A 2,702-nucleotide genomic window follows, 5' to 3' on the forward strand; every position below is an offset into this window, starting at 1 on the left:
AGTTTCTCTATTTGTAGCTAAGTTAAACTACCAGTTTTTGCTACATCTTTCCTTATTTTCTCATGATAAACTTTTTTCACAGAGACTAGATTTTCATCGTCAATAGCTTGAAATAACTTTTTTGTTGGTTGATTAAGTGGTTCTGGAGTTGTACGACCAAACATGTTGTTATCAGCAATATTTGTCCTATTTCTTCCATATGACCCTGGAACTCCTTGACTAAGAAAAATATTTCCTATACGAGGCATACTGAATCCTTTAATAACTTATCAGCTATTATATAAGAAAAAAAGAAAATAACAATGAACCTCTCTTTCCTCTCAAAAAGGGCCATTTTGTACATTCCCTATTTTTTAACTCTTTATCTCATTTGTACACTCTAAAAACTTCTCTGCATCAAGCGCAGCCATGCATCCAGTCCCTGCGGCAACTACTGCCTGGCGATATATTTTATCCTGAACATCACCTGCAGCAAACACTCCTGTCCTACTAGTTAAAGTTGTTCCAGGTTTTGTAATTATATAACCCTGCTCATCCATTTCAACAAAGCCCTTAAAAGTACCTGTATTTGGTGCATGTCCAATCGCAATAAATACTCCATCCACTTCCAATTTTTGAACTTTTTTAGTTTCCGTTGATTTAATTGCAATGCCAGTAACTTTCTTTGGATTTTCTTCTCCAAGAATTTGCTCCACAGTATGGTTCCACATTACTTTTATCTTATCATTTTTAAAGAGCCTATCTTGCATTACCTTCTCTGCTCTCAATTTATTGCGCCTGTGTATTAGTATAACTTCTTTGGCAAAGCGGGTTAAAAATATTGCTTCTTCAACGGCGGTATTTCCGCCACCAACAAGAGCTACAACTTTATTTCTAAAAAATGCACCATCGCAAGTTGCACACGCTGAGACCCCGTAACCTTGAAATTTTTTTTCACTCTCCAAGCCAAGCCATTTTGCCTGCGCACCAGATGCAATGATCATTGCATTTGAGTAGTAGTCATTAATATCACCAAAAGACCTAAACCTATGTTCACTAGAATCCTCAAGTTGTTCAACGCTCTTTATTTCATCATCTATTATCCTTGCTCCAACCTTTCCTGCATGCAACCTCTTTTGCTCCATCAATTCCGGACCTTGTATTGAAATAAACCCGGGATAATTTTCAACATCCGTAGTAATCATAAGCTGACCACCAGGTTGCATTCCGGTTACTACAACTGGCTCTAAGTTTGCACGTGCTGCATATATAGCAGCAGCATAACCCGCTGCTCCAGACCCAATAATAAGAACTTTTGTACTCAGTTGCCCCATCTATAATTGTTCACTGTATGAGTTTAGGTAGTCAGCTACTCCTTCATCACTTGCTTGCATTGCTGGTTTGCCTTTCTTCCATCCTGCTGGACATACTTCACCATGCTCTTTATTATGTTTAATTGCATCAACGATTCTAATGAATTCATCAATATTACGTCCTAAAGGTAAATCATTTATTGATTGATGACGTACAACAAACTGATCATCAATAATGAAAGTTGCTCTTAGTGCAATTGAGTCGTCATACAATACTCCATAGTCTCTTGATATAGACTTTTTGATATCAGACACTAAAGTGTAGCTAATCTCTCCAATACCACCATCATTAACTGGGGTCTCTCGCCACCTATGGTGTGAGAACTTTGAATCTACGCTTACTCCTATAACTTCAACACCACGTCTCGAAAAATCCTCTATTTTGTTACTAAATGATATCAGCTCAGTTGGGCATACAAAGGTAAAGTCAAGTGGATAGAAAAAAAGGACCGCATACTTATCTTTTACATGTTTGATTAGACAGAAACTGTCAACTATTTTTCCGTCAGAGAGAACAGCCGGAGCAGTAAAATCAATAGCGGATTTTGTAATAAGATTCATAATTTACCTATTCATTTTAAAACAATTTTAATTTTACACTTTGATAAGTTTACATGCAAGTTTTCTTTAGTTTTAGTTCTATAAAAACTTCCAGACCTATTGTGACTGTACGAGCATCAGATTTCTTGCATAACCTAAGCTAAGCAGAAAAAAAGCCCTGGTCAATATCTGTTCAAAAATATTGGCATCTTTTTAGTCTTAAACGCTGCAATTTAGCTGCTTTTAAACCGCAACTAACCTTAGCTTAATGCTTAAGAAATTTACTAAGCAGAAAAAAAGACAAAAGAAATCCCGTGGTAGAAGTTGCTCACTCTCTAATCCTGCAAATTGGCGTACTATACTGTCTTGAACGACTTATAAGCGCGTTTCAGCTTGTATAGGGAAAAACCTAGAAGTCTAGGTAAAATTAATAAAGACATAAGGTGCACATAGTGCAAAAAATTAAACATAAGACGCTAACCGTGATACTTTTGTCGTTTAATCTGCACAGATTGAAGCTAAATGAATAGCTCCAATAATATAATAAGGGTAACGGCGAAGGTTGTCGAGTAGTTTTTTTGTTTCTGTTGTTGGTCTTTTAGAAATAGCGCTTTACAGTATCATACTATCTGTAGAGTGGTATTGCTTATTCAACCAGTCTGCAAATTCCTTACCGCTGCTTATTTCCCATATTTCGCTTTGTAGATCATGGTGACACTTAAAACGCTAACTATGGATTAGAAAGAGAGTAGAGAGAGAAATAGGGTAAACTCCACTATTTTAGCAACAATAGGAGGTTACCCAATGCAT

3 protein-coding genes are annotated in these 2,702 nt (G+C 36.5%); all 3 read right to left on the reverse strand.

The window, feature by feature from the left end; genetic code table 11:
- Window positions 1-17 precede the first annotated feature (17 nt).
- Window positions 18-248 (reverse strand): hypothetical protein, encoded by a 231-nt coding sequence (locus GO685_RS04625; protein ID WP_175937777.1) that lies wholly within the window; start codon window positions 246-248, stop codon window positions 18-20.
- Window positions 249-353: 105 nt separating this feature from the next.
- Window positions 354-1,313 carry a thioredoxin-disulfide reductase gene (gene trxB, locus GO685_RS04630; RefSeq protein WP_175937778.1) on the reverse strand — a complete coding sequence of 320 codons (960 nt, stop codon included), beginning with the start codon at window positions 1,311-1,313 and terminating at the stop codon, window positions 354-356.
- A complete protein-coding gene (locus GO685_RS04635) occupies window positions 1,314-1,913 on the reverse strand; it encodes a peroxiredoxin (RefSeq protein WP_175937779.1) in 600 nt (199 codons plus the stop codon).
- Window positions 1,914-2,702: the final 789 nt, after the last annotated feature.

This window comes from Wolbachia endosymbiont of Madathamugadia hiepei (genome assembly GCF_013366855.1).
Lineage (GTDB): Bacteria > Pseudomonadota > Alphaproteobacteria > Rickettsiales > Anaplasmataceae > Wolbachia.